This is a genomic window from Phocaeicola barnesiae DSM 18169 = JCM 13652 (assembly GCF_000374585.1).
Lineage (GTDB): Bacteria > Bacteroidota > Bacteroidia > Bacteroidales > Bacteroidaceae > Phocaeicola > Phocaeicola barnesiae.
In genome coordinates this window covers 1-20,834 of sequence record NZ_KB894651.1, presented here as the reverse complement: position 1 = coordinate 20,834, position 20,834 = coordinate 1, and the positions used below count along the sequence as shown (strand labels likewise).

Below are 20,834 nucleotides of genomic sequence, written 5' to 3'. Positions count from 1 at the left end.
TGCTTTTGGGATTCTTGGTATGTCTGTAGATGTACTATGTCCTTCGTGCCTGGAACTTATGTCTTCCGTATGGAGGACGAATGTTCTGCGTATGGAATACGTACGTTCTTTCGATGAAGGACATAAAAGGCCGATGTTTTTCCGAAAGAAAACATGAAGGCAAAGTCTCATCGGGCATTCCGCCGGAGGGAAGAGCCTTTTTTCTTCTTGTACCAGAGGTAGTAGCCGCTCAACGGCAATATGCCACCCAGGAAAGCGGCCAGGAAATAGAGGATTTTGGTCCACATGCCTCCCCAGGTTCCGGTATGGAAACTATAGAAATATCCTTTCATCTTCTGAGAAATGGGGACTTGGTCGGAAGTCGTGATTCCGGTGATGGTACCGTCTTCGGCCTGGAAACGGGCGGTATCGCTTTTCCGCAACGAGCCTTCGGGCGATGTGATTATTTGGGCGCTGTTCCGCTCCAGCTTGATGCTGGTATAGGACGGATAGGTCTGTTGCAGACCTGCCAATACCTGGTCCCAGGTGCGATACGGACGTTGGGCGTTTTTCGGGCGGGTATCCGATTCATCGGTACCTGTACGCCGAGGTCTGGAATCCGGTTGGCGGTCCGGATGCGTATGATTCCGTTGGGACGTTGCGCCCGCTTCTCGGTTTCCGGCATTTCCGTGGCCGGCTTCCATTGTTTGCGGAGTGGCTCCGAACAGGGAATAGGCAGCGGTGCGGTACCACCCGAACGACCAGGTCAGTCCGGTCAAGGCCATGACGAGCAGGAATACCAGGGTATAGATGCCTGTGGCTGCGTGGCTATCGTACCAGAAGCGACGCCATCCTTTCGTACAACTGATTTTCAGCCGGTTCTTCAAGGCTTTCGAGGTACGGGGAATCCAGATGACCAGTCCGCTAAGGAGAATGACGACCATCAGCAGGGTAGTGACTCCGACGACGACCTTTCCCACGGATTTTTCGCCTTTTCTGGCGGGGGCGTCCAATAGCCAGCGGTGTAACTTGCGTACTTCCTGGAAGAAGGGATAACTTTGGCTCCATCCGTTTACTTCACCGGTATATGGATTGACACTCAAGGTCTTTCTGCCTGCATTCCGGAATCCGGCCCATACCGGTTTGTCCAGGTCTTGGGCGAACTGAAGGCTGGTAAGCTGGAGGGTGTCCGGAACTTGGCGGCTTATCGCTTCGGCCAGTTGCGAAGGGGACAGGGGAGTACTTCCGGAAGCCGCTTCAACACGGTACAGGTTCGGGTTCAATGCCTGGGTGATTTCCTGCTCGAACACCAGGATGGCTCCGGTGAGGCAGATGATGGAGATAAGGATGCCTAAGGGGATGGAAAGCCAGAGATGAATCTTGGCAAAAAGTTTTCTCATGCGGTATGACGTTTAAAAAAAGTGGACCTGTCCGGTAAAGAAACGGCTCTTCATCGGTTTCAGGCCCACTGATATTTGTTTCTACTAACAAGTTGTTATTCCTGAATGTTCAGTTTACCTACGGCGCTCAATTGGGTAGCCTCTACGGTCAAACCTTTGGTGGCGGTGGCGGTAGCCGGGTCAATCTTGTAGATGGCCGGATAACCTTCGGTCGTGGTGACGGTTATGTAAGCTTTTCCGTGCTCGACGTACGGTGAGTTGCCGAAGCCCGAAATCAGTTCGGTAGCCGGAAGTCCGTTCACGTAGGTCAGTTTCTTGTCGCCTGCCTTGAAGATGGCCAGCTGGTTGGCGGTGAATCCGGTTTCGGTCAACGGACGGTCATACATCAACAGAAGGAAATAGTCTTCGGCTATCGGCCAGCAACGCAGGAATGAATTTCCGCCGCTCAGTGCCTCCAGGTCGCAATAATAATCGTCGAAGTCTTCCGTTCCGGCCGGGATACGTACTACACCTGCGGGGAGAGTAGTCTGCTGGCGGGCGTCGCTCATCGTCTTGGCATAGCTTGGCGAGAATACGTAGATGTCTCCGTTGGCGTCTGCCCAAATCATCTGGTAATATTGTGACTTGTAACGTCCGCAGGCATAGCTGATTTTATCGGTCTTGATGAGCTTCTTGTCGGTCAGCGTTTCATCACTGAAGATGGCTACCCAGCATTCGTTCGGATATTGGGTCCATTGCAATTCGTCCTTGTTGTACGAACCGCTTCCGGAGCCTCCCGATTCGGTCTTGATGAGGTCTTCGTTGCCCGGAAGTACCCACTTGCCGTTCTCGAATTTCGTACCGTATTGGCTCAGCCCCATCGGTACGGCGGCACTGAAGAGTTTGCCGTTGTTTTCCAGCAATCCGGCGAGGGTGACAAATTCACCGTTGCCCAGGAAATTCTCGGAAAGGTAGGCTTCGTTTTTGGTATCGTTGGTGGTATACGTATCGGCGGCGGTATCCAGATAAGAAATCAGGAACGATTTCGGGGTGTATCCGTTTGCGTCGTTCCATTCGGTCGGTCCGTTACCGGTCGAAGTGGTCATGACATATTTCCCGTAGGTACCGAAGGTCGTGAAGCGGCGTACGGCAAATTCTCCGTTCCGTTTCTTCGGATTCCCGTTGTTGTCCAGGTAGAAGGAAGTGGTGATACCGGCGTTTCCCTGGTTGTAGCTCAATCCGTACAGGTACTGGTCGTTGTAATATACCCATTGGGTGGCACCGTCGTTTACCAGTCCGTTCTTTACGGTACTGATGCTTCCTTCTTCCAGTGTCTCGGCGGTCAGCAATACGTTGGTGGTATTTCCCGAAGCGGTTACTGATGCGGCGATGACGTAGCGGGAAGCCGATACTTCCGGTTGTTCTTCGTTTCCGTTCCCGTTTCCGGTATTCGACTCGTTGTTGATTACTTCTTCACCTGAGCAGGAGGTGAAACTCATGCCGGCCAATGCGGTAGCAAAGAGTCCGGCCATTAAAAGGTTCTTTTTCATGCTTATTTATCTTTTATTTTTAGTTCATTTTATTTTCCGAAATAGACACGTACTTTTCCGTAGAAGCTTCGTCCGGCCTTCTGGAGGCTGAAGTTGTCGTATAGCTTCTCGTCGGTGAAATTCCGGCATTCCAGCGAAAGGTTGTACCGTCCGTTCTTCAGGCTATAGGACAGGCTGAGGTTGTGCGAGAACTGGTTGGGCACGATGTAATCGCTACTGGAACCGATGACCTGCGAATAGTAGGAGAAACTATGCAGGAACTGGTTGTCGTAGGTCAAGGTCAGGACGTTCCCTTTTTCCCACAGGTCCCGCCAATAGAAGTTCACATCGGCATCGGCGAACTGATAGGGCAGGTTCGGCATGCGGGCCTGGTAGGCCAGGTTGGGAACCGTAGTGCCAATCATGGTTTTCATGTTGTCGCGTACATCCATCTGCGTGAAGTTTCCTCCGATGCTGAACCAGTTGCTATAGCTGTACCGTGCCGACAGGTTGAATCCTTTGGTGAGGACTTTCCCGTAGTTGGTGTAGGCGGCCGCGTATTTTCCTCCGCTCAGATCGGTTACGTTACGTTGGATATAATCCTTCGTATCGCGGTATATCACTCCTCCTTCCACATAGACGGAATGCTTGCCGAACGATTTTCCGTAGCTGACGTTCAGGTTGACGTTATCGCTATTCTCCGGACGGATGGTGATTTCTCCCATTTCCAGGTCTTCGTCGCCGAACATCTCTTCGATGGTGGGCAGGCGGTAGGCTTTCTCGTACGAGAGTTTCACCTGGAGTCCCGGCAGGATGAAATAAGTGCCGGCAATACCGTATCCGAAGGCGTCCATCTTTCTGCTAATCTTCTCGTAGTCGTCCTGATTGGTCGTTGTGGCCATAGGACCGGCTACATGTTGGTTATAGTATTTCCCGAAGACCGAAGCGTTCCAGTGTTCCGATGGCATCAGGCGGTAAGATAGACCGGAGATGTTCTTTTGCGTCTTCTTGGCGATGGCGTCGGTCTGTTCTTCGTTGGCCAACAGAGAGGTATTGTTGCGGGTAAATGCGTTCAATACGTGGTTGAAGGTAAACGTGTGCATCTTTCCGATGCGGTAGTTTACGGTCAGCGTCCCGTTCCAGTTATCGTTGTCGGCACGTGAATACTGATAAGATTGTTCTCCGCGGGAGTTCATCGGTTGCTTTTCTCCCAACCAGTTGTACTGGTAGGCGGCGGTATCGACGTTGGTCGTGGCATTCCGGTTGTAGTTGGCGGTGAGGGTCACGTCCAGTCCCTTGGTGAGCAGATTCCGTTTGCTATATTCCAACGAAGGCATCAGGGAGTGGCCTTTGCGGTGCTTTTCGCCGTAAACGATGCTTTGGCGTACACCGGTCTGGATTTCCTTGTACATGTGTGAGTAGGTGAATCCGAACATCAGCCGGTCTGCCCATTTTTTGTCTACGATACCTACTTTCCCTACAATCGCCTCGTTGTGATAGGTATCATTGAACCGTTTCACCCGTTGGTAAGTCCCGTTCAGGTTTCCGGTAGCGAAATCCTGTACCGGAGCATCTACGTAATAATCATTGTCCGAGTAGTTCTGGAAAGCATTGATTTCGTAGGTGAAACCGTTCTTGAACGTCTGTCCGAAGTTGATGTATGACTTGTGGGTATTGAACGAGCCGTACGAGTAGGAAGCGTCCAGGAACCAGTTGCGCCGTTTCTTGTTGGTCACGATGTTGATGACTCCGCCGATGGCGTCTGTTCCGAATCCTACCGGTACCACTCCTTTATAGACTTCGATGCGTTCGGCAAAGTTCACCGGAATGTTGTTCAGCCCGAACGAGCTTCCTACCCCTTCCTGCGGTACTCCGTCGATGAATACCTTTACGTGCTTGCCGCTGAATCCGTCCATCATGAGCTGCATGTCCGAGCCTACACCGCCCGATTCGCGCAACTTCATACCCGGAGCCTTGGTCAGGGCTTCACTCAGGCTTTTGGTGGAGTTCTGCATCTCTTTGGTATCGACCGCTACGGCATTGAAGGCCGAACGCTTCACACGGGAGACACCCGTAGAGACCACCACCACTTCATCCAGTTCGGTCACCGAAGGTTTCAATACGATGTTCTGTTTCAAGCGTTCGCCACCTGTCAATACGACCTGTTTCTCGGAGGTTTCGTATCCGATGGCCGATACGATGAGGGTATATGTACCCACAGGGGCTTTCAGGTGATAGATTCCTTTCTCGTTGGTGGTACATCCGTAGTTTGTACCTTTCAGGTATACGGTAGCAAAGTCTATTTCACTTTTGTCACTGGAAATGACTTTTCCAAAAACAATGGCTTCCTGTGCCCATGTCGTCATTGTACCCATCAGCATGATCAGAAGAAGCAGGCTGTGTTTGAATTTTGTTCCCAATTTATTCCCAATTTTATAATAGTTAGATAATCTTTGATGCCTTCTCCGGCATTGCGAGTGCAAAGTTAAATTCTATTTCAAAGTATAACAATCGCTAAAAATTGGTATTCTGATGTGTCGAAATTAGTCCCTGTTTTTGCTTTTATAATGTCAGTGGATTGGATGTTTCGGTAGAAATGTGTTGCCGAATTGTCTGATGGAAGAATAGAATGCCTTTTCTTTGTCCGTGATTCATTTGGTCGTGGAAGGTTGTGATAGGATAATGTCCGGATGGGCTACCCATAAATGGTTATCCGATGGGACGTGAGGCAAGCAAATGTCAATGGGAAATGGTGGACGGGAGATTTACGGACGGGTAACCGTCCGGTATAAAATTCATTTTATCGAGGTTATTTGTTTGGATATTTTTTGCGGGAATCGGCAAATCTTGCGAATATTGCAGAGTATTTGTAGCGATAGGGGTTACTTATTTTTTATTTTATAACTGAACTGATAAAATCTGACTATGAAGAAAAACAATTTGAAACGGTTGACATGGTTGTTTGCGGCGGCGATGTGTTTGTCATCGTATGCACAACAACAGGAGATAATTCCCCAAAATACCATTAAAGTGGAGGCGGGAGATACCGATGATGTGATTATCCGGAAAGCGGCCCATGTGGTTCCTACGGACAATCAGTTGGCTGCTTTGAGAAACGAGTTTATAGCTTTCGTCCATTTCGGTCCTAATACCTTCACCCGTCTGGAATGGGGAACGGGAAAGGAAGACCCCAAGATCTTTGATTTGAAGACCTTGGATACCGACCAGTGGTGTCAGGCCATGAAGGCCGCCGGTATGAAGATGGTCGTCTTTACAGCCAAGCATCATGACGGATTCGTATTGTGGCAGAGCCGTTATACCAAACACGGTATCATGTCGACTGGATATAAGAATGGGAAAGGCGATGTCATGAAAGAACTTTCTGCTTCGTGCCGGAAATATGGATTGAAACTGGGTGTCTACCTGTCTCCGGCCGATTTGTATCAGATAGAAAGTCCTGACGGGCTTTATGGTAACCTGAGTCCTTATACGTTGCGTACCATTCCTCGGGAAGTACCCGGGCGTCCGTTCGCCGTCAAGACAAAATTCCAGTTCGAGCTGGACGATTATAACGAATATTTCCTGAACCAATTGTTCGAATTGTTGACGGAATACGGACCGATTGACGAAGTATGGTTCGATGGTGCACATCCCAAGACTAAAGGAGGTCAGAAATATAACTATAAGGCTTGGCGTGAAATGATTCGTACATTGGTGCCGAATGCTACAATCTTCGGAAGAGAAGACGTGCGCTGGTGTGGTAATGAGGCCGGAAATACACGGACATCCGAATGGAATGTGATTACTCCGTATACGGAGAATCCTGCCGAGATGGTGGAATTCATGGACTTGCACGGTGACTTGGGAGGTCGGGAAGTGTTGTTGAGCCGTGAAAAACCGTTTTACCTGCATTATCAGCCGGCCGAAACGAATACGTCTATCCGGGCTGGGTGGTTCTACCGGGACGATACCCGTCAGCAGACCCGGAGTGCCGATGATGTATTCGACATTTATGAACGTGCCGTAGGTGGTAACTCCATTTTCCTGTTGAATATTCCGCCTAACCGGGAGGGACGGTTCTCGGATGCCGATGTCGAGGTTCTGGAAGAGACCGGTAGAAGAATTCAGGAAACCTATGGCCATAACTTGCTGGACGGAGCAGATGGTCCGAAGGAGGTATTGGACAAGGATGAAAACACGTTTGTACTCTTGGACGGTACAGGACCGAAAGAACTGGTCTTTTCCGTACCGCAACCCATTACTTTCAATCGGATTGTGATTCAGGAAGCCATCGCCACACATAGCGAACGGGTAGAGAAACATGCCGTCGATGCATGGGTGGACGGACAATGGAAGGAGGTTGCCCGCTCTACCAATATCGGTCACAAACGTATTCTCCGATTCCCGGATGTGACTTCCTCCAAAATTCGGATACGTATACTGGAATCCCGTATGAATCCTGCCATCTGTGAGGTGTCTGCACATTATTACCAGCAACGTCCTCCGATGTTGTCCGTGGGTAGAAACGCGGAAGGTCTGGTCACCATTGCACCGAAGAAGGATGGTTTCAGTTGGTTGTATTGGGCCGATAAGAAAGGAGATGAGGCAATGCAGGATACGATAGATTATCAGATTCACTATACCACCGACGGTACTGAACCCGATGAGGCTTCGCCGTTGTATACGGTTCCTTTCGCTTTAGAGAATGGAGAAGTGAAGGCGGTTTCATTCCTGCACGGAAGAAAGGGAGCGGTTTCACGCGAACGCTTGGGATTTGTCAAGAAAGATTGGAAAGTACTGGATGTATCGGGTGAAACAACCGAGCATCCGGCTAGTGCCGCCATCGATGAACAGGCAGACACTTATTGGGTATCCGGCGGGCAGGAATCTCCTTATGTATTCGCTTTGGATTTGGGAATGGAAAAAGAACTGGCCGGATTTGCCTATACCCCTCAGAAGAAGGATGCGAAAGGTCTGATAGCGGCTGGGCGTCTTGAGATGAGTGCAGATGGTAAGACATGGAAGAAAGTGGAGGATTTCACATTCGGAAATCTGGTGAACGACCCTACCAAGCGTTACCATTACTTCAAGAAGGCGGTAAAAGCCCGTTATGTGCGGTTGGTCGCTACGGAAGTGACTTCGGGTGCAGACTTTGCTACGATGGCTGAACTGGATATCTTCTGAGTCAGTTCAATCATGAATTGAAAAGAAATCAGGAGCCTGTCGGTCCACTGGAATTTGGGTATTCCCGTTGGGCCGGCAGGCTTCGTTTGTCTATAAACACAATGCTTTTAGAGATGAAACGGTAGAAGAATTGGCGTATTCTATATAATTTGTCTATTTTTGTATGCTGAATGAAAAACATAACTCATCCTATTGTATGAAAAAAGAATTATTGCTGGCATGCTCGTTGTGTTGGGGAATGCTGCTGAATGCTGAACGTATGGAAATCAATACCTTTCATTATGCAGGACCTTATCCGGTCAAGGCACCGTATGAGGTCGATACCGTTGATGTCAATTCTGAACCATGGAAGGTGGACCGTCTGTTGAAAACTCCACTCTCACTGGAAACGGTGAAACAGGGTAAACTTCTTACCGCAGATGCTCTTCCGGTTGTGAATGACGGATATGCATTGCATCTGTTGGGCTTTACACTCGAAAATACCCGTTACGGGAAGGCTGAACTCAAGGTCGAGGGGGTAGATTCGTATCAGGTATATGTGGATGGCAAATTGTGCGAAGACCTGAAGCTTACATTGGAACCGGCTTCTCATCAGATTGTAGTGAAATACTTGTCTGCTCCCGACCGGAAGGAAACCCCGGAATTGTCATTGGATACAGAAAAAGAGGGAATCTTCACATTGACTCAGGAGGAAGGCCGTCTGTATACGTTGGCCGATGTGTTGCATGGGAAACGTTATACGGATGTCGAAGTTTCTCCCGATGGAAAATATCTGATTGTTGCTTATCGGACCACTCGGGTAGGTGGGCAGACTACAACTACGTATGTCGTTCGTGAGCTGGCTACCGGTAAGGTCTTGGCCGAACGGAGTGAAGAATTGCATTGGATGCCTCGTTCTTCCGACTATTACCTGACCCGTCAGGGGGTAGCAGGTAAAGAGCTGGTCCGGGTCAGTCCGTCTACCGGTATAGAAACGGTCTTGACCGCTTCGTTGCCGGAAGGGAGTTTCCGCTTTGCTCCGACCGAAGACTATCTGTTGTTCTCGCTCGTACAGGAAGGTCCGAAAGAAAAGAAAGAGATTTATGAATATGTTGACCCTGATGACCGTCAGCCGGGATGGAGAGACCGTATCTACCTGGCTAAATACGATTTGGCTTCCGGTCTGATGCAGCCGTTGACCTACGGATACCGGCAGGTGTTTGCTACCGATATTTCGGCAGATGGCCGTAAGGTACTGATGATGGTGACAAAACGTCGGTTGGAAGCTCGTCCTACTACGTTGTATTCTTTATACATGCTGGATGTGCATACGCTGGAATCTGAATTGCTGGTAGAGGACGACGGATTCATTTCGAATGCCTTGTTTTCTCCGGATGCCAAACAGGTGCTGATAGCCGGTTCGCCCGAATCTTTGGGAGGAATCGGGAAGCATGTCAAGGAAGGACAGACTCCCAGCATGATTGATACTCAGCTGTATCTGATGGAAGTGTCCGATAAGTCTGTCAAGCCGTTGACCTTGAATTTCCATCCGAATGTGATGCAGACGGTTTGGAACAAGGCCGACGGAAAAGTTTATTTTACCGCCGAGAACCGTGATTATTATTCCTTGTATCAGATGGAACCGGCTTCAGGAATTATCCGTCAGGTGGAGGTACCGGAAGATATGGTCATGAACATGGGAGTTTCTTCGCAGAAGCCGCTTCTGGCATTTTATGGAGAGAGCGTTTCCAATTCGCATCGGTTGTATACTGTCGATCTGAAGAATCTGAAACCGGTGTTGGTAGAAGACTTGAGTAAAGATATTCTGAAAGATATCCGTTTGGGAAAATGTGAGGCTTGGAATTTTGTCAACTCCCGGGGAGATACCATTTATGGACGTTATTATTTGCCACCTCATTTTGATGCCACCCAAAAATATCCGATGATTGTCAATTATTATGGTGGATGTAGCCCTACCAGCCGTAATTTTGAAAGTCGTTATCCGCACCATGCATACGCGGCCTTGGGCTATGTCGTTTATGTAATCGAACCGAGTGGCGCTACCGGTTTCGGTCAGGAGTTCTCGGCCCGTCATGTAAATACATTCGGCGATGGGGTAGCCGATGACATCATCGAAGGTACCCGGAAGTTTGCGGCCGAACATCCTTTTGTCAATGACAGTAAGATTGGTTGTATCGGTGCTTCCTACGGAGGTTTCATGACTCAGTATCTCCAGACTAAGACAGATATTTTTGCCGCCGCCATTTCGCATGCCGGTATCAGTGACCATACCAGTTATTGGGGAGAAGGCTATTGGGGATATTCATACAGTGAGGTTTCGGGTGCCAACAGTTATCCCTGGAAAAACAAGGAACTCTTTGTAGACCATAGCCCGTTGTTCAATGCCGAAAAGATTCATACACCGTTGTTGTTCCTCCACGGTTCGGCCGATATGAATGTACCGGTGGGTGAAAGCATACAGATGTATACGGCCTTGAAATTGTTGGGACGAGAAACAGCATTGGTGGTAGTTGACGGGCAGGACCATCACATTGTGGACTATGGCAAGCGTTTCCAGTGGCAGAACACCATTTTTGCCTGGTTTGCCAAATGGTTGCAGGATGATCCGTCCTGGTGGAACGCGTTATATCGTCCGAAATCTTTGTAACAGGAGATATATTTAAGGTTTAAGAGAGGCTGTCTGTTTGAGTCATTCGATGAACAGGCAGCCTCTTTTTTATGGCATTACAAGATTTATTTCACGGAATTTGGGGATGAAAGGAGTACTTCTTTGGCTTTTTTTGTTAAAACTCTATAATTGTATGGCTGTTTATGGGGCTACTTTAGTCAATCCGCTAATTTTGTAGGACATACACAAAATTTTATCACATTTTATGAATGAGATTCTCATTATTATCGGGCTTATCTTGTTGAATGGGGTTTTCGCCATGTCGGAGGTTGCTTTGATTTCTGCCCGAAAGTCACGGCTCTCTACTGATGTAAAAAAAGGAAACAAATCTGCTAAGATTGCATTGAAACTGGCTAATGAACCCGATCGTTTTTTATCTACCGTACAGATTGGTATTACATTGATTGGTATCTTGACCGGTATCTATTCCGGTAATCAGATAGCTGTAGATTGTAAGAAACTTCTGATAGAATGGGGAGTATCTACTCATTATGCCGGTGTATTGGCACAGGGTGGAATCGTAGTGATTGTAACTTACCTGACCATTATCTTTGGAGAGCTGGTGCCGAAGCGTATCGGTCTGAGTGTGGCCGAAAAGGCTGCCAAACTGATGGCACGTCCGATGAACTGGTTGTCTAAACTGACATTACCGTTCGTCTGGTTGTTGGCACAAAGTACTCGATTGATTTTTAATCTGCTGGGAATTAAGGATTCGGATAACAAAGTTACCGAAGAAGAAATCAAGTCCATCATTCAGGAAGGTACTGAGGGAGGAGAGGTTCAACCGGTGGAACAGGACATCATGCAGCGTGTGTTCATGTTGGGTGACCTGAAAGTATGTTCCATCATGACCCATAAGAGTGACATTGTCTGGTTGGATACCGATATGGGAATAGAAGAAATCCGGAAAATCTTGAGTGAGCACTTGTATGAATTCTACCCTGTAGCCGAAGGTGATTTGGACCATGTGAAAGGGGTTGTCAACCTGAAGGACCTGGTACTCCATCTGTACGATGAGACATTCTCTTTGGAGAAACTGGTACACGAACCGGTCTATTTCCACGAAAGCATGAATGTCTACAAGGCTCTGGAACAAATGAAGCAGCAGAAAATCAGCCGTGCGTTGGTTTGCGATGAATTCGGAACTTGTACAGGTATCATTACGTTGCGAGATATTCTGGAGGGACTGGTCGGTAATATGGATGAGAAGGGAGAAGAGCCCGATATCATCAAGCGTGTCAACAAGGAAGGCTGGTTGGTAGACGGACAGTGTCCGTTATATGACTTCCTGTATTATTTCAACCGCAGTGACTTGTTCGAGAAATCGGAATATCAGACATTGGGCGGACTTATCCTGCACCAGTTACAACACATTCCCCAAAGTGGTGAAAGCACGGAATGGAATGGCTTTGTGTTGGAAGTGGTGGATATGGATGGTGCCCGTATTGATAAGGTACTTGTCACGATTCCGGTCAGCGAAGATACGGGAGACGAAGAGGCTTGATGTTGTTTGTAAACTCTTTCTCTGTCCTCCCTTGGAGGTGATGGCAAATGATAATAAAGTTAACTTGAATATGATACACGGAACATGCAAAAAATGGCTGATGGCTGTAGCTTTAGGAATCATGATTGGAGAGGCCGTCGCACAAGTCAATCATGTTGAACCACCACTTATGGGTTGGAGTTCATGGAATACTTATCGAGTCAATATCAGTGAGGATTTGATAAAGAAACAGGCCGATGCCATGATTTCTCAAGGCTTGAATGAAGTGGGATATCGTTATGTGAACATTGACGACGGTTTCTTTGGTTATCGGGATGAAAAGGGAGTCCTCCATACACATCCGGAACGTTTTCCGAACGGCATGAAGGTTGTAGCCGATTACATCCATTCGTTGGGGTTGAAAGCCGGCATTTATTCAGAGGCGGGAGCAAATACCTGCGGTTCTATCTGGGATGCCGATAAGAATGGAATAGGGGTAGGACTTTATGGCTTCGAGCGTCAGGATGCCAATCTGTTTTTCAATGACTGGGGATTCGATTTCATTAAAATAGACTATTGTGGAGCCGGTCAGCAACTGGATCTTGATGAACAGGAGCGGTATACGGCTATTGTAGAGGCTATACGTGAGGTGTGTCCCCGGAATATTTCTTTGAATATCTGCCGGTGGGCTTATCCGGGTACGTGGGTCAGTGGTTTGGCACGTTCCTGGCGGATTAGTTCGGATATAAATCCATCGTGGGAATCGGTGAAATACATCATTTCCAAAAACATGTATCTTTCGGCTTTTGCCGGCGGAGGTCATTACAACGATATGGACATGCTGGAGATAGGACGAGGGCTGAAACCGGAGGAGGAAGAGACACATTTCGGTATGTGGTGTATCTTGAGTTCCCCGCTTCTGATAGGTTGTGATCTGACAACGATTCCGGAGGCTTCGCTTCGTTTATTGAAGAATCCCGAACTGATAGCCTTGAATCAGGATCCGTTAGGCATTCAGGCTCAGATCGTACAGCACGAGAACGGCGGATATGTTTTTGTAAAGGATATCAGAGAGAAGCGGGGAAAGGTACGTGCGGTTGCCTTGTACAACCCTACGGAGGAGACCTGTTCTTTTCAGGTTCCTTTGAGTCTTTTAGAGTTGGAAGGAAAGACAAATGTCCGCGATTTGGTTCATCGGAAGGATGAGCGTCCGGTAGATGATGCGCTTCGCTTTGATGTACTTCCTCATGGAGTCAAGATTGTAAGGGTGGAAGGAAGCAGACGTCTGGAACCCGTCCTGTACGAAGCGGAACAGGCTTATCTGAATGGCTTTGACGATTTGGCCAAGCGTAAGCGGGGAGTGGCATACATGCCTTTTGAAGGAGCTTCGGGTAGCATGGTTGTCACCAATCTGGGTGGTCATAAGGAGAACTATGCCCAATGGGATGAAGTGTTCAGTGAAAAGGGAGGAAAATATAAGATGATTGTCCGCTATATCCCCGTCACTCAAAGGGAACGTGAGATAAACGACCGTCGGTTGGAGGTTACGGTAAACGGTACCCGGGTGACGCTGGATAACCTGGAGACAGACAGTACCCAAGGAATTGCCCAGGCAGAACTGGCGGTCGATCTGCAGAAAGGATATAATGTCGTAAGAATCGGAAGCCGGTTTACATGGACTCCCGATCTGGATTGTTTCATGTTGGCTCCGGTGGAATGAGATACATGAAGACTAGCCTGTAACATCGACGTTTGTGTTTGAAACTTCAATGAAAGTTCTTATGAAAACTGAAAAAGAAAAATGTCATTCGGGAGAATTGTATAACGCTAATTACGATGCGGAACTGATTGGGGAAAGACAGGTTTGTAACGAAAAGTGTCATGCTTACAATCAGTTGCCCCCTTCATCCTTGAAAGAACGGGAAGCCATTATCCGCGACTTGTTGGGTAAAACCGGCAAGCAGTTTCTGATAGAGCAGCCGTTTCATTGCGATTATGGTTATAACATCGAAATCGGAGAGAATTTTTATGCCAACGTGAACTGTGTCATGTTGGACGGCGCTAAGATTACTTTCGGCGATAATGTATTCATCGCTCCGAATTGTGGCTTCTATACAGCCGGACATCCCCTGGATGTAACCCAGCGGAATCAAGGACTGGAATATGCCTATCCCATTACCGTGGGTAATAATGTCTGGATAGGGGCTCAGGTCTGTGTATTGCCGGGCGTCAGCATTGGCGATAATAGTGTCATCGGGGCTGGAAGTGTAGTGACGAAAAGTATTCCGGCCAATTCGGTGGCTGTAGGAAATCCTTGTCGTGTTATCCGGAAATTGGAAGAATAAGCCGGTTGCTCCACGGATACAGATAAAAATAAGAAGCGTTCAGGTTGGCTCTTTCTTGAAAAGAGTTCCAACGTGGACGCTTCTTTTTTATGTTTATTCTCTCGGCTCATTCGTTTTCCGGGACGGATTCTTCTGGAAAGAGCGGGCGATTTCTTTCCGAAGACTTCTCCAGCCGGGCATCAGTTTCAGTTCTTTACGTACCGGAGCATCATAAAGCAGAAAGAGGAGGAGCAGAAAGATACAGGCATAGCCTGCCCATCCGTAAATCTGCTTGATGCTGATTTCCATCATCTGCGATACGAAGCTTTCCATATATTCTCCCAAAGGAAAAGGATGCCGGCTAAAGGAGACCCGGTCGATGGCTGCTCCGTATCGGGCCATGTTGTCCGGCAGGTAATAGGCGAGGCCTTGGGTATAGAGGGCTGAACCGATGACACCACCTACCACCATGTGCAGCATGTTGAATACGCTCAGTGCCTGAAAAAAGTGCTGGAAGGTCATGATTTCTTCCAGACAGACCATGAAAGTGGCGCTTAGAATAGCGTAGGCAAATCCTCTGCAGGCAGTAGGCAGATAGAGCTGTGAAATATGTATCTCGCCCGAGAGGGTAAAATAATAGCCTAGCAGATAGCCGATGAGGCCTATGATTCCGATGCTAAGTAACCGGATATAGCTGAAGCGTTTGATGTGCATCCACCAGTAGGCAAACAGACACCCTGTAAGGATTCCTCCGAGAGTCAACCAGTCCAGTTGTACACTGACAGTCTCTGTATAGTGCATCACCTCTTCGTAGAATACTTCTTCCAGTACCCGTTCGGTAGCCAGGAAGGCTTCAACCAGTGTTATCAGAATCAGTATCGGAACAAGATGTCTGTATGTCCACATCCGAGGTTCGAGAAAGGGATGGCGGATGGTCAGCATGCGCCAGATGCAAAGCAGGAATGTAATGCCGATAGCTACTGCCAATTGTCTGATGACCGGACTGTTCCACCAGTCATACCAGTCGCCGTAATCGAAAAAATAGGCGATTTCCAGAAGCAGGCAGGCCCATAGTATGGCTCCCAGCCAATCGATACCGAACAGAGGGAATTTCTTCATGAGGCGGAAATGACGGGTACAAGTCTGTAGTATCATCAGGTTTATCAGCATGATGGCTGCGATAAACCCATGCATATAGCTCCAATGATAATGATACATCAGGTACGTGCACAGCAAGTCGGATAGTTGCATGCTGCCTAGTATGATGATGTGAAGTAACGGGAAAAAGACTGTGAAATCACGTTTGGGCGTCATCCATAATTGGATATTCGACATACATTCGAAAGTTCCCTGAATCTTGCAGATACCTTCGATGAAACAGATTCCCCATAGCAGCGGAAGGTAGGTGATGTGGGGAGCAATCAGGTTACTTGCCAGAACGCCCCCTGCCGCGGCCAGAAGCAAAGTCTTGTTGGTAAAACGGAACTTCATGCGGAACAGTAAGGGGAAATAAATGGCCATTCCGGCCAGGTTGGCATAGAGACACATCAGCAGGTCTTCCCGCATCAGGGTAGTTTCGCCGACCATTTGGTTCAAGGTACCCAGATAGAGCCCTCCGGAAAGCTGGAAGGTGACGGCCATAAAGACATAAATCCACGGTTGGAGTTTCCGAGGCACGAAGTTGCGGAACATCAGCATCGTAAACGGTCCGTTCAGTACAGGGGCTCCCATAATCAGTGTTTTACTTTACATTCTACATTGAATCCGGCACGCAGAAGCTTTAGCTTTTCGGAATCGTTTCCTTTCAGGCTGATGCGTACAGGTACACGTTGTTCCACTTTGACGAAATTGCCGGTAGCATTGTCTTGAGGTATCATCGAAAAGGCGGCTCCGGTTGCGTCCGAGATGGATTCTACGGTACCCGTATAGGTCACTCCCGGTACGGCATCGGCGGTGAGGGTGACACTGGAGCCTTCGTGGATGTTCGGAAGCTGAGTTTCCCGGTAATTGGCGATCACCCACAGGTCACTGCTGTCGACGATGTCTACCATTGTCTGTCCGGGTTGTACCAACTGGCCTTCGTGGATATCTTTCCGTCCGGTTACACCGTCGCAGGTAGCTACAATGACGGTATACGACAGGTTGAGTCGGGCCAGCGATACGGCCGCTTCTGCCAGGCGTACGGCTGCCGCGTTCTGGCCGAGCCGGTGCGTCTGTTCATCCTTGACTAGCGAAGTGGAATGTTTGGCACGTTGTACCTGCTCGTAGCGGGCTTTGGTCGCTTCGTAGGCAGTCTGTACATTATCGTATTGTTGACGGGTGACGGCATCTTGTGCCAGCAGTTTCTGGTAACGCTTCAGTTCCCGTTCGGCATTTTCCAGTTGAACACGTACTTCGGAGATTCCTGCATCGCTGACACGCAGGTTATTCTGGGTTGTGGCGATTCCCGCGGAGGTTGCCTGTTGTCCCGAGCGGGCATTTTCCAAGTCTGCCTCGGCTTGAGCCAATCGGAGTCTGAACTCGGAGTCTTCGATAATCAGCAGGGTATCTCCCTTATGTACCGGTTGATATTCCTCGAAACAGATTTTCTGGATGAAGCCTGATACCCGGGTGTTGACCGGGGTGATGTGTTGTTTCACTTGGGCGTTGTCTGTATATTCTACTCCCAGATGGATGAATCGGGAACCTACATAGATGAGTGCTCCGAACAAGAGGCAGATGATAACGATGTTATAAGTCAGTTTCTGTATTTTTCTGGTTGTCATGATTCTTTTCTTTTTAAAGTGGATGGTGTATGAGTCGTTTAAAGGGTATGGGTGACATATTTCATTTTGTAATAATGATATATGACGTTGATGCGGGCGTTGACCAGACTTAAGTCGGCACTGAGTTTGGTATTGCTGGCGTCAAGCATGTCGGTCAGCAAGGCCAGGTCATTCTGATAACGGTTGCTGGTTACATCGTAGTTCTGGTCGGCCAGTTCCACACTCTTCTTTTGGGTACGAAGGTCTGTAAATGCTGTCAGAAAATCTACATACGTAGCTTGTATGGTGTTTTCAACCTGTTCCTGCATCAGCTGGTGTGTCTCCTGAGCCTTCTTGACATTCAGACGGGCCTGTTTCAGCTTGTGGTTGTTCTTGAAGAGCGAAGAGAAATTGTATGTTATCCCTACACCTACATACCAGTAATTGAAGTTGTTGTCCAGTACCGGAACTTCGATGGTTATCGGTCCGTCCAGGTGTTCGGCCGCTACAAGAGCAATTTTAGGCAGACGCTCCGAACGCTCCAGTTTGACTTTCTGCTCATTGACCTGGATACCTACTTGTGTCTGTTGCAGGTCGAGGTTGTTTTGGCTTGCCAGTGCTTGCCAATTCTTTTCGTCAAGTGTTTGAATCTGTTCATCCAGCAGGGTCGTATCGGGAATGATTTCAGTACCTTCGGACAGATGCAGGGTAGTTACTAGCTGGTGGTTGATGATGGTGCTTGCATCTTTCACCTTGGCCACCTGTAATTTCAATGTTTCCTTCTGGAGTTCATAGCGGGTGATGTCATTCTGAAGGGCAGTTCCCTGTTCGCGTCGTACCCGCATGTTGGCTATGACTTGTTCTGTCAGTTCAAGGTTCTTTTTCAGTACCTGCATCTGGTTGTGCAGCTTGTAGAGGTCCAGGTAATAACCGGTAAGCAGAAAGCGGACTTCCTGCCGGTTCTTTTGTGCATCGAGTTCGGCGCTATGTTTCCCCAGTTCTGCCAGTTCGATGCTGCTGCTGATGGCTCCTCCGGCATAAATTACCTGTTGGGCTTCGAGGGAAAAATTGTTCCCGAAGTGGGGCATGTCTATGTTCATGGGGTTGCTGAAATCCCGGTCCCAAAGTTTTCCGTCTCCTAGATAACTGGCCGAAAGGGAAGCGTTTATATCGGGCAGACGCTGTGCTTTGGCCGCTTGCAGGGCTGCTTCCGCTGCATCCTTTCCGGTTTGATATACTTGAATACGCTGGCTGTTTTCATCGGCCAGACGAAACATCTCTTCTAGGCCCATTGTTCTCGGTTGGGCACATACATACTGGCTGCATAGTGCTATAAGACAATGCACTATGAGCCTGTTCTTTTTGCTCATAAGTAAAATTTAATGGAAGTTAGTAAGTAGATAATGAATCGGAGAGATAGAACGTTCCTTAAATCAATGCAGCCGCTCCCCATGCATGGAAATCATGGATTTTGTTCTTGTAGCGGATAAGGGTTGTAAGGATAATAACGTTCATAAAAATGATGGATTATGCTTTTATTCGGAGGACAAAATTATAGAAAACTTCCCATTAGTCGTAACCTTTGCATCGCGGTATTTTACAAGTTTTAACCTGATAATGCCTTTAAATCCGTCTTATATTTTCATTCTTTAAGAAATGTAGAGCCTTGTTTTTAGAGGATTGGGTTCGGAAAACAAATGTGATTTCCTATTTTTGTGAGATAATAGATTCATGGAATATGATTGGACGAAAATGGGTATATGGTATGATGCTGGCCAGTATGTTTTTATCTGCCTGTCAGCCTGTTGAGAAGACGTCGAAGAATGCGGATGAAGCTTCCGCACAGACAGAACAGAAGCGTGAAGTAACATTTCCTTTCCCTCAGATTCCGGCCCTTTTGACAGATGCAGAACAGCGGAAGGAGTATCTGTTGAAACATTATTGGGATAATTTTGATTTTTCAGATACATTGTTGGTCAATAACCGGAGCGTTAGTGAGCAAGGGTGGGTGAACCAGTTGGGATTGTTGGCTTCGGGGCCGGTTCCTGAGGCTTGGATAGAAGAAAGCTTGGATAATCTTTGTACCGGTATGGAGAAAACGGAGCAGGCACGCAGGTTTTTTATGTCGATGATAGACGAATATCTTTATAACCCGAATTCTCCGTATTATGATGAAGACTGGTATCGGATTTATCTGAAGCGGATGCTCCGAAGTACAGTTTTGGATGAGGCGAGTAAAAGTTCCTTGAAATTTCGTTTGGATTTGATTTCCAGAAATATGCCTGGAACACTGGCACAAGATTTTGTATATTATTTACCCGATGGTACACAGCATACGTTGAGAAAAACTCCTGTCGAAGGAAATCGGTTGTTGCTGGTGTTTTATGACCCGGAGTGTGGTAATTGTCAGGAATCATTACATGTCATGGCAGCAGATGATAAGTTGGCCGATGCTGTAGCTGCCGGGAGGTTGACGGTATTGGCCATTTATACGGAGGGAAATGAGGCGGTTTGGAGAAAGGCCTTACCAGAGATTCCACAATCATGGATTGTTGGAAACGATAGGCAGCAGGTGAAGGATGAGGCTAAATTCGATTTGAATGCAATGCCTAGTTTTTACCTGCTTGACGGGAAGAAAAAAATTCTGTTGAAAGATGCTTCGTATCCACAGGTTTGTGCCAGGTTAGGCTTGTAATTTCAGCTCCGCGAAAAAACGTCTAATTGTTTTAGTTGATTCGAACGTTCGTTTTATTTGACACATGAGGTTGTTTTGTATAAAACGAACGTTCTTTTTTTATATCTTATACGTTGTTACGCGTGCGCGAAATTTATATGGTGTCATTCTTTGACCTTTTGATTCTGAATCTTGAAAATTGTTGAATTTTATTCTTTTGTTTATCAGGTATTTGTGAATTAATTCCAGAAAATGTTTCAAAAAAGTTTCGAGGAATGCTTGTCGGTTTCGGAAAAGTCTGTACCTTTGCATCCGCTTTCGAGAGGGAAACGCGTTGAAGAAATGAAATTCTGATGACAGAGTGTAAGCCGGATGTCTTGCCGGAGGCGCTGCACCGAGTATCTTACCTTGCATGCTGCAAGGGAGCGAGAAAGGGTGAGCCCGGAGGGGGACGCGCTTCGGACCGCCGCTGAAAAATTTTTCTGAAAAAACTTTCTGAAAAATTTGGTGGTTACGAAAATATGACTTATCTTTGCAACCGTTTTCAACACAAGATTTGAAGGCAAGTTCTTTGAAAAGCTTTAGATAAACAAACAGAGATGTAGTACAAGAAGTAGTCCATATTAATATGGTATGGATGAAACGAAGAAGCACCGTCAAGATCCTGTCCCATGAAAATGGGGCGGAACAAGAAGAAGATTCGGTTTCCTGAACAGATTAAGACACGCGCCGGAGCAGTCCGGTGCGGAAAAGATATTCTTACAATGAAGAGTTTGATCCTGGCTCAGGATGAACGCTAGCTACAGGCTTAACACATGCAAGTCGAGGGGCAGCGGGAAGTCAGCTTGCTGACTTTGCCGGCGACCGGCG

At 47.7% G+C, this 20,834-nt stretch carries 12 protein-coding genes and 1 rRNA gene; 7 read left to right on the top strand and 6 right to left on the bottom strand.

Annotation, left to right across the window (positions count from 1 at the left end; genetic code table 11):
• Positions 1 to 167 precede the first annotated feature (167 nt).
• The 3 genes from C510_RS0109955 to C510_RS0109945 all read right to left on the bottom strand — a co-directional run bounded on the left by C510_RS0109955 (position 168) and on the right by C510_RS0109945 (position 5,253).
• Positions 168 to 1,379 carry a PepSY-associated TM helix domain-containing protein gene (locus C510_RS0109955; protein WP_018711194.1) on the bottom strand — a complete coding sequence of 404 codons (1,212 nt, stop codon included), beginning with the start codon at positions 1,377 to 1,379 and terminating at the stop codon, positions 168 to 170.
• A gap of 95 nt (positions 1,380 to 1,474) precedes the next feature.
• The gene (locus tag C510_RS0109950; protein WP_022339790.1) at positions 1,475 to 2,908 is read right to left on the bottom strand and encodes a DUF4374 domain-containing protein; all 1,434 of its coding nucleotides are present in this window, start codon (positions 2,906 to 2,908) and stop codon (positions 1,475 to 1,477) included.
• A 29-nt stretch (positions 2,909 to 2,937) separates the two neighbouring features.
• Positions 2,938 to 5,253 carry a TonB-dependent receptor gene (locus C510_RS0109945; protein ID WP_414691863.1) on the bottom strand — a complete coding sequence of 772 codons (2,316 nt, stop codon included), beginning with the start codon at positions 5,251 to 5,253 and terminating at the stop codon, positions 2,938 to 2,940.
• 559 nt (positions 5,254 to 5,812) lie between these two features.
• On the opposite strand from C510_RS0109945, the gene C510_RS0109940 reads away from it, so the two are divergent.
• From C510_RS0109940 to C510_RS0109920, 5 genes are all read left to right on the top strand, one after another.
• Positions 5,813 to 8,071 (top strand): alpha-L-fucosidase, encoded by a 2,259-nt coding sequence (locus C510_RS0109940; RefSeq protein WP_018711191.1) that lies wholly within the window; start codon positions 5,813 to 5,815, stop codon positions 8,069 to 8,071.
• A gap of 196 nt (positions 8,072 to 8,267) precedes the next feature.
• Positions 8,268 to 10,718 carry a S9 family peptidase gene (locus tag C510_RS0109935; RefSeq protein WP_018711190.1) on the top strand — a complete coding sequence of 817 codons (2,451 nt, stop codon included), beginning with the start codon at positions 8,268 to 8,270 and terminating at the stop codon, positions 10,716 to 10,718.
• A gap of 226 nt (positions 10,719 to 10,944) precedes the next feature.
• On the top strand, positions 10,945 to 12,243 hold the full coding sequence (locus C510_RS0109930; protein ID WP_018711189.1) for a hemolysin family protein: 1,299 nt from the start codon (positions 10,945 to 10,947) through the stop codon (positions 12,241 to 12,243).
• 70 nt (positions 12,244 to 12,313) lie between these two features.
• On the top strand, positions 12,314 to 13,942 hold the full coding sequence (locus C510_RS0109925) for an alpha-galactosidase (protein ID WP_425311420.1): 1,629 nt from the start codon (positions 12,314 to 12,316) through the stop codon (positions 13,940 to 13,942).
• Positions 13,943 to 14,003: 61 nt separating this feature from the next.
• Positions 14,004 to 14,567 carry a sugar O-acetyltransferase gene (locus C510_RS0109920; RefSeq protein ID WP_018711187.1) on the top strand — a complete coding sequence of 188 codons (564 nt, stop codon included), beginning with the start codon at positions 14,004 to 14,006 and terminating at the stop codon, positions 14,565 to 14,567.
• A gap of 93 nt (positions 14,568 to 14,660) precedes the next feature.
• Here C510_RS0109920 and C510_RS0109915 read toward each other — a convergent pair whose 3' ends face one another.
• The 3 genes from C510_RS0109915 to C510_RS0109905 are packed head-to-tail and all read right to left on the bottom strand — an operon-like array spanning position 14,661 to position 18,660.
• Complete coding sequence (locus tag C510_RS0109915; protein ID WP_018711186.1) at positions 14,661 to 16,277, bottom strand: membrane protein; 1,617 nt, start codon at positions 16,275 to 16,277, stop codon at positions 14,661 to 14,663.
• 2 nt (positions 16,278 to 16,279) lie between these two features.
• On the bottom strand, positions 16,280 to 17,311 hold the full coding sequence (locus C510_RS0109910) for an HlyD family secretion protein (RefSeq protein WP_018711185.1): 1,032 nt from the start codon (positions 17,309 to 17,311) through the stop codon (positions 16,280 to 16,282).
• A 38-nt stretch (positions 17,312 to 17,349) separates the two neighbouring features.
• Positions 17,350 to 18,660 carry a TolC family protein gene (locus C510_RS0109905; RefSeq protein ID WP_025892424.1) on the bottom strand — a complete coding sequence of 437 codons (1,311 nt, stop codon included), beginning with the start codon at positions 18,658 to 18,660 and terminating at the stop codon, positions 17,350 to 17,352.
• A 368-nt stretch (positions 18,661 to 19,028) separates the two neighbouring features.
• Between C510_RS0109905 and C510_RS0109900 the strand changes: the two genes are divergently transcribed.
• Both C510_RS0109900 and C510_RS0109895 read left to right on the top strand, forming a co-directional pair.
• Positions 19,029 to 19,985 (top strand): DUF5106 domain-containing protein, encoded by a 957-nt coding sequence (locus C510_RS0109900; protein WP_154651975.1) that lies wholly within the window; start codon positions 19,029 to 19,031, stop codon positions 19,983 to 19,985.
• Positions 19,986 to 20,725: 740 nt separating this feature from the next.
• Positions 20,726 to 20,834, top strand: a 16S ribosomal RNA gene (locus C510_RS0109895); the annotation flags it as partial.